Origin of the sequence: Pseudomonas sp. K5002 (assembly GCF_013386655.1) — a bacterium.
In the GTDB taxonomy this organism is placed as follows: Bacteria; Pseudomonadota; Gammaproteobacteria; order Pseudomonadales; family Pseudomonadaceae; genus Aquipseudomonas.
Map to the genome: position 1 here is coordinate 1 of NZ_JACARK010000030.1, position 6,619 is coordinate 6,619.

At 61.3% G+C, this 6,619-nt stretch carries 6 protein-coding genes and 1 pseudogene; 4 read left to right on the top strand and 3 right to left on the bottom strand.

Annotated features, from left to right (window positions below):
* Both HX846_RS01560 and HX846_RS01565 read left to right on the top strand, forming a co-directional pair.
* Positions 1–370, top strand: a pseudogene (locus tag HX846_RS01560) (short-chain dehydrogenase/reductase); the annotation flags it as partial.
* A 104-nt stretch (positions 371–474) separates the two neighbouring features.
* The gene (locus HX846_RS01565; protein WP_004371166.1) at positions 475–1,161 is read left to right on the top strand and encodes an HAD-IA family hydrolase; all 687 of its coding nucleotides are present in this window, start codon (positions 475–477) and stop codon (positions 1,159–1,161) included.
* 117 nt (positions 1,162–1,278) lie between these two features.
* Here HX846_RS01565 and HX846_RS01570 read toward each other — a convergent pair whose 3' ends face one another.
* Both HX846_RS01570 and HX846_RS01575 read right to left on the bottom strand, forming a co-directional pair.
* The gene (locus tag HX846_RS01570) at positions 1,279–1,671 is read right to left on the bottom strand and encodes a YbaN family protein (RefSeq protein WP_178964830.1); all 393 of its coding nucleotides are present in this window, start codon (positions 1,669–1,671) and stop codon (positions 1,279–1,281) included.
* Between the two features lie 20 nt (positions 1,672–1,691).
* Entirely contained in the window at positions 1,692–2,279 is a 588-nt protein-coding gene (locus HX846_RS01575) for a YecA family protein (RefSeq protein ID WP_004371163.1), read from the bottom strand.
* 276 nt (positions 2,280–2,555) lie between these two features.
* Between HX846_RS01575 and recQ the strand changes: the two genes are divergently transcribed.
* Together recQ and HX846_RS01585 are read left to right on the top strand one after the other, a co-directional pair.
* Positions 2,556–4,682: a DNA helicase RecQ gene (recQ, locus tag HX846_RS01580; protein WP_004371161.1), complete on the top strand. Its 2,127-nt coding sequence runs from the start codon at positions 2,556–2,558 to the stop codon at positions 4,680–4,682.
* Between the two features lie 121 nt (positions 4,683–4,803).
* Positions 4,804–5,238, top strand: a complete 435-nt coding sequence (locus HX846_RS01585; protein WP_004371158.1) for a MarR family transcriptional regulator — start codon at positions 4,804–4,806, stop codon at positions 5,236–5,238.
* A 132-nt stretch (positions 5,239–5,370) separates the two neighbouring features.
* Here HX846_RS01585 and HX846_RS01590 read toward each other — a convergent pair.
* Positions 5,371–6,619: BamA/TamA family outer membrane protein (locus HX846_RS01590; RefSeq protein WP_178964831.1), on the bottom strand; the 1,249-nt coding region annotated here is incomplete at its 5' end.

The following is a 6,619-nucleotide window of genomic DNA, read 5'->3' on the forward strand; positions in this document are numbered from 1 at the left end:
GGAGGGCCTTTCCGAGGCGCTGTCCCAGGAAGTCGCGCCGTTGGGGATCAAGGTGTTGCTGGTCGAGCCGGGCCCGTTCCGCACCGACTGGGCCGGGCGTTCGGCCAACGAGGCGGCTCACGGGATTGCCGACTACAAGGAAACGGCGGTGGCACGGGCCAATATGGTTCGCAACTACAGCGGCAAGCAGCCGGGTGATCCGGTGCGCGCGGCGATTGCCATCGTCAAGGCGGTGGAGGCTGAGCAACCGCCATTGCGCCTGTTGCTGGGCAAGGCTGCGTTGACCTTTGCGCGGACCAAGGTGAAGGCGCTGAGTGCGGATTTTGATGCGTGGGCTGAGGTAACTGAGGGGGCGGATTTTCCCGAGTGAAGCACTGACTGGATTCGGCACAAGGCCGTAACGGTTGCTTGCAGGTAACGCTGGCCGTTATTGTGCTGAATCCTTTTAGTCCTTTTGCCCACGGATCTGTAGTGATGAATGCACCGCGTACCGCTGTCCCGATCAAGGCTGTCATTTTCGATATGGACGGGTTGTTGCTGGACACAGAAGGCATCTACACCGAAGTCACACAGATCATCGCCGAACGCTATGGCCGTACCTATGACTGGGGGATCAAGCAGCACATCATTGGTCGCGGCGCCCAGGACCTGGCGGATTACGTGGTCAAGGCGCTGGACCTGCCGATTACCCCCGCAGAATTCCTGGTGATCCGCGAGCCGCTGATGAGCGAGCGTTTCCCCAAGGCCTTGGGCATGCCGGGTGCTGAGGCGCTGGTGCGGCACTTGAAGGCGCATAACATTCCGATTGCCGTGGGCACCAGTTCGTCGCGCAACTCGTTTGGCCACAAGACCACGTTGCACCGTGAGTGGTTTGGGCTGTTCGACACTATCGTCACGGCGGATGACCCGGAGGTCGGGGCGGCCAAGCCGGCGCCGGATATCTTCCTGACGGCGGCGCGCCGCTTGGGTGTGGCACCAGAGGATTGCCTGGTGTTTGAGGATTCGCCGTTTGGCGTGACAGCGGCGAAGGCTGCGCACATGACCGCGATTGCGGTGCCGGATGAGGCGATGGCGGACAGCAAGTATCACCATGCTGACCAGATTATTCGCAAGTTGGCTGACTTTGATTTGGCGGCGTATGGCTTGCCGCCGATGCGTTGATCCCTCTGAAGCGACTGGATTAAAAATGTGGGAGCGGGCTTGCTCGCGAATACGGTGTGTCAGCCGATACATGTGCTGACTGATCCACCGTATTCGCGAGCAAGCCCGCTCCCACATTTAGTCCTGCGGTGCCTTGGGCAAGGTCTTCTGCCGCAAAATATAAACCGTCACCAACACCGCACTGGTCAGCATGAACCCTCGCGCCCAGATCAGCGGCACCAGGTAGCAGGAAAACCCGATGCTCACCCACATCAACCCAATGGCATACACCTTGCCCTTGAGCGGAATCCCGTTGCCATCCAGATAGTCACGAATCCACGGCCCCAGGCGCGGGTGTTCCACCAGCCAGCGGTAGAAGCGCGGGGAGCTACGGGCAAAGCAGGCGGCAGCCAGCAGAAGGAAGGGGGTAGTGGGCAGCACCGGCAGGAAGATGCCGATTACCCCGAGCGCCACGCTCAACCAGCCGATGGCCAGCAGAACGTAACGCAGGATCACGGAACGGTTGCCCATGGGCGCCACGGGCAACGGTCTTAGTGGTGGCGAGGTTTGAGGATCGCCGGCTTTTCGTCAGGTGCGTTGCACAGCAGGTACAGGGCGGTCAGCGCTTCCGGGATCTGAACGATCATGTCGTCCATCAGGTTGGCGTCGGCGGCGATGTCGGAGAACTCAGGTTGCTCGTCGAACAGGCCGGAACCGACCATGATCGGCAGCAGCATTTCGCTGACTTCTTCTTCAGCCGTTTCGAACCAGGCCTCTTCACGCAGGAACACGCCTTCCATGAAACCGATGCACCAGCCGCGCAGTTCGGAGTCGTCCGGGTCTTCGCCCAGGTCCAGGTCGCAAGGCAGTTCGAACTCTTCATCGGAAGCCAGTTGGCGGCCAATGTGAGCCTTGAGGGCCAGCAGGGTCGATTCGATTTCTTCGCGCTGGGCGGCATCACTGTAGTGAGGCTCTTCGGAGAACAGCGCGTCGATCCATTCACGGTCGGGAACGACATCGGAGCAGATCGACAGCGCGGTCAGATAGCCGTGGGCGGCCACGTAGTCCAGCGCCTCGTCGTGCAGCTCATCGGCATCGAGGAAGGCTTGCAGGCGGGTTAGTTGCTCAGCGAAGGACATTGACGGACTACCTTGGGAATAAACGATGGGCAATTCTAGGCTTTCTTGAGCTGCCAGGCCAGCCGCAGCACAGATTTGAGAGGTATTTGAGCCCGGCGGCAATTCACCAACGGCACCCTTTGCCGGGTAACGCTCGGGTATACTGCCGCGTTTTGTGATGCCCCTGCAGGCCAAGCGCCAGTCGCGGGAAAAGTTCGCTTACGGATTATTTCCCGCTCAAGCGTGCTTTTTCGACCAGCCTGTACAGAGGGATTTCGGCGATATTTGGAGTTTTTCATGCTCGAGCAGGCTCAACGCGTCCTCAAGGACATCTTCGGCTACGACAGTTTTCGTGGCCGCCAGGGTGCGATCATTGAGCGCGTGGCCAACGGCGGTGACGCCCTGGTGCTGATGCCTACCGGCGGCGGCAAGTCGCTGTGCTTCCAGGTACCGGCACTCCTGCGGGAAGGGCTTGCGGTGGTGGTGTCGCCGTTGATCGCCCTGATGGACGACCAGGTGGCCACCCTTGAAGAGCTCGGCGTGGCGGCTGCTTCGCTGAACTCCACCCTCAGCGCCGAACAGCAGCGTGACCTCGCCGCCCGGATCAAGCGCGGCGAAGTGAAGATGCTTTACCTCGCCCCCGAGCGCCTGGTGCAGCCACGGATGCTGGCGTTCCTGCAGAGCCTGGAAATCGCCCTGTTCGCCATCGACGAAGCCCACTGTGTGTCCCAATGGGGCCACGATTTCCGTCGTGAATACCTGCAGCTGGGCCAACTGGCGGAACTGTTCCCCAACGTCCCGCGCATCGCCCTGACCGCCACCGCCGACAAACGGACCCGCGAAGAAATCGTCGAGCGCCTGCACCTGCAGAACGCCGAGCGCTTCCTCTCGAGCTTCGACCGGCCGAATATCTTTTACCGCATTGTGCCCAAGGAACAGCCGCGCAAGCAGTTGCTGGCGTTCCTCTCCGATCGGCGCAGCGACGCCGGCATCGTCTATTGCCTGTCGCGCAAGAAGGTCGATGAGGTCGCCGCATTCCTCAGTGAACAAGGCTACCCGGCACTGCCGTATCACGCGGGTTTGCCCAACGAACTGCGGGCCTACCACCAGAAGCGCTTTCTCAACGAGGAAGGCCTGATCATGGTCGCCACCATCGCGTTCGGCATGGGCATCGACAAATCCAACGTGCGCTTCGTGGCCCACATGGATTTGCCCAAATCCCTCGAGGCGTACTACCAGGAAACCGGGCGTGCCGGCCGTGACGGCCTGCCGGCGGATGCCTGGATGGTCTACGGCCTGCAAGACGTGGTGATGCTCAAGCAGATGCTGCAGAACTCCGAAGGCGACGAGCGCCACAAGCGCCTGGAGCAGCACAAGCTCGACGCGATGCTGTCGCTGTGTGAAGAAACCCGCTGCCGTCGCCAGACCTTGCTCGCCTACTTCGACGAAGACATGCCCAAGCCCTGCGGCCACTGCGACAACTGCGTGGACGGCGTGCAGACTTGGGACGCCACCGAGCCGGCGCGCCAGGCGTTGTCGGCGATCTACCGCACCGGTCAGCGCTATGGCGTCGGCCACCTGGTGGACGTGTTGCTGGGCAAGGACAATGAAAAGATTCGCAGCTTCGGCCACGAAAAACTCTCGGTCTACGGTGTGGGCAAGGCTCGCGCCGAAGGCGAGTGGCGCTCGCTGTTCCGGCAGATGGTCGCCCGTGGCCTGGTGGACATCGACCTGGAAGGCTACGGCGGCCTGCGCCTGAACGACAGTTGCCGGCCGCTGCTCAAGGGCGAAGTCAGCCTGGAGCTGCGCCGCGACCTCAAGCCGCAAACCACCGCCAAGAGCAGCACCAGCCAGGCCAGCCAACTGGTGCGTTTCGAAGAGCGCGAACAGTGGGAAGCCCTGCGCGCGCTGCGTAAGAAGTTGGCGCAGGAACACAGCGTGCCGCCTTACGTCATCTTCCCGGACTCCACCTTGCTGGAAATGCTCCGCGACCATCCCACTACCCTCGGCGAGATGGCCAGGGTCAGCGGCGTCGGTGCGCGCAAGCTGGAGCGTTATGGCCAGGCCTTCCTCGAAGTGCTCGGCGGCCAGGTCGAGGCGCCGAAAGAGGTCGCCGACATCCGCCACGAGTTGATCAGCCTCGCCCGTGCCGGCATGACCCCGATCCAGATTGCCGGGCAGCTGCAGTGCTCGGAAAAGAACGTCTACACCTTGCTCGCCGAGTCCATTGGCAAGCAGCAGTTGTCGTTGGAGCAGGCCCTTGATCTGCCGGAAGATTTGCTCGGTGAAATCCAGGATGCATTCCTGGATGGAGAAGGCGAATTGCCACCCGTTTCCGAGATTGCGCCGCTGTTTACCGGCCGCGTTCCCGAGGGCGTTTTGTACTGCGTAAGGGCCGCTTTGCAGTCGGAATTCGAGATTTGATGTGCCAATTACGACAATGTAACGAATCAGTACATACCGGGTCTTGCCTACTGGCATGGGTCATGCTTAGCTGACTAATAATTAGCCACACTTTATTTTCAGTCTAATCCATGAGTTTTTTATGCCGTTAACCGATCAACACCGTTTTGGCATGCAGTTGGCGCATATGTCCCGAGGATGGCGTGCCGAGCTGGATCGCCGCTTGGCAGGTTTGGGACTGTCCCAGGCACGCTGGCTGGTGCTGCTGCACCTGGCCCGTTTTACCGAACCGCCTACCCAGCGTGAGCTGGCGCAGAGCGTCGGGGTAGAGGGGCCCACCTTGGCCCGTTTGCTCGACAGCTTGGAAAGCCAGGGCCTGGTGCAACGCCAGGCCGTGGTGGAAGACCGCCGCGCCAAGCGCATTGTGCTGTGCGACACCGCGAAGCCGCTGATCGAGCAGATCGAGACCATCGCCACGGCCTTGCGCCATGAGCTGTTTGTGGGTGTCGATGAAGAGGATCTGCGGGTGTGCATGCGGGTGCATGAACACATCCTCGGAAATCTCGAGAAGTCCTGACCCCAGGTACACAGAAGATCAAAAATGTGGGAGCGGGCTTGCTCGCGAAGGCGGAGTGTCAGTGAATACATGTGCTGACTGACACACCGCCTTCGCGAGCAAGCCCGCTCCCACATGGGTTTTGCGGCGTAGTTAGAAGGTTTGCCCCAGGTTCAGGTACACCGCCTGCTGACTGTCATCGTTAAACCCATAACTGAAATTCAACGGCCCCAGCGGCGTATCAAACCCCAGGAAAATACTGGCGGCGTTGATGTACCCGCTGTCGTATTCATTGTCGTTGTTCCAAGCCCGCCCTCGCTCCAGTGATGCGCCCAGGTACAACGGGAAATCCAGCGGCAAATAAGACCGCGGCGTCAGCCGGCGATAGTAGACCGCGCGCATCAGGCTGATGTTCTGCCCGGCAATCGCATCCTCCCGGAAGCCCGACAGCTGCCGCGCGCCCCCCAGCAGGAAGCTGGAAATCACCACGTCCGACTTATCCAGGGTGCGCCCATAGCGCCCGCCGAGGATCAGCGTGTCCGGCCCGCTGCTCATGGCTTTGTCCAGCTTGAACTCCCACTGGCGATAGCGCTGGTCCGAACCCAGCCCCGGTTCGAACTCCCGGAAGGCCAGGCCAATGTCTTCGCCGGTATGGGGGAAGTACACGTTGTCGAACGAGTCGAAGGAGTACTTCAGCTCATAGAAACCCTCGCTGAAGTTGATGCTCGGTGAATTCCGGTCGCCAATGCGCACATCCGCCTTGCCCCAGGCCTCGCCGACGCCGAAACGAATCTCGCCGCTGTTGCCGATCTGCCGGCCCACGTTCAGGCCGAAGCCGTAGCGTTCCAGGCGGTATTCCGAGATCGGGTTATTGTCTTCAATCAGTTCGACGTTCTGCGCCTGGGCACTGATATAGGGCGCGACGAAGTAGCGTGAACCGGTGTCCATCGGCTGATAGAACTCGCTGTACAGCTCCTGCTTGTCCCCGATCTGCACCCGCGTCAGCCATTCGGCGCCGAGGCGGTTGATGCCGTTCATGCGGTAGCTGGCGCCGAGGTTGAAGGCGCTGTCGCCGCGCATGTCATCCGACAGGTTCAGGCCCAGGCGCAGGTAGTCGGTGCCGCTGCGTTTGCCCCGGGCGCTGATGACCAGGGTGTTGTCCTTGCCCTTTTTCACCACGCGGTATTGCACCTGTTCGAAGTAATCCAGGCCGTACAGAGTGCCCATGTCGGTTTGCAGACGGGCCAGGTCCAGGGGCTCGCCGAGGTTCTGGCGGATGTAGTAGCGGATCACCTCGTCGCCCACCTTGGAGTCGTTCTCTACCTTGATTGCGGTGATCACCGGGTTGCGCTCGCCGGGCGTTCGCGCGGCCACCAGCGACGGGTCCACCGGTTCGGCCGGG

Coding starts and splice junctions, on each gene's coding strand:
- HX846_RS01565 (WP_004371166.1), top strand. CDS start 475: ATGAATGCACCGCGTACCGCTGTCCCGATCAAGGCTGTCATTTTCGAT.
- HX846_RS01570 (WP_178964830.1), bottom strand. CDS start 1,671: ATGGGCAACCGTTCCGTGATCCTGCGTTACGTTCTGCTGGCCATCGGC.
- HX846_RS01575 (WP_004371163.1), bottom strand. CDS start 2,279: ATGTCCTTCGCTGAGCAACTAACCCGCCTGCAAGCCTTCCTCGATGCC.
- recQ (WP_004371161.1), top strand. CDS start 2,556: ATGCTCGAGCAGGCTCAACGCGTCCTCAAGGACATCTTCGGCTACGAC.
- HX846_RS01585 (WP_004371158.1), top strand. CDS start 4,804: ATGCCGTTAACCGATCAACACCGTTTTGGCATGCAGTTGGCGCATATG.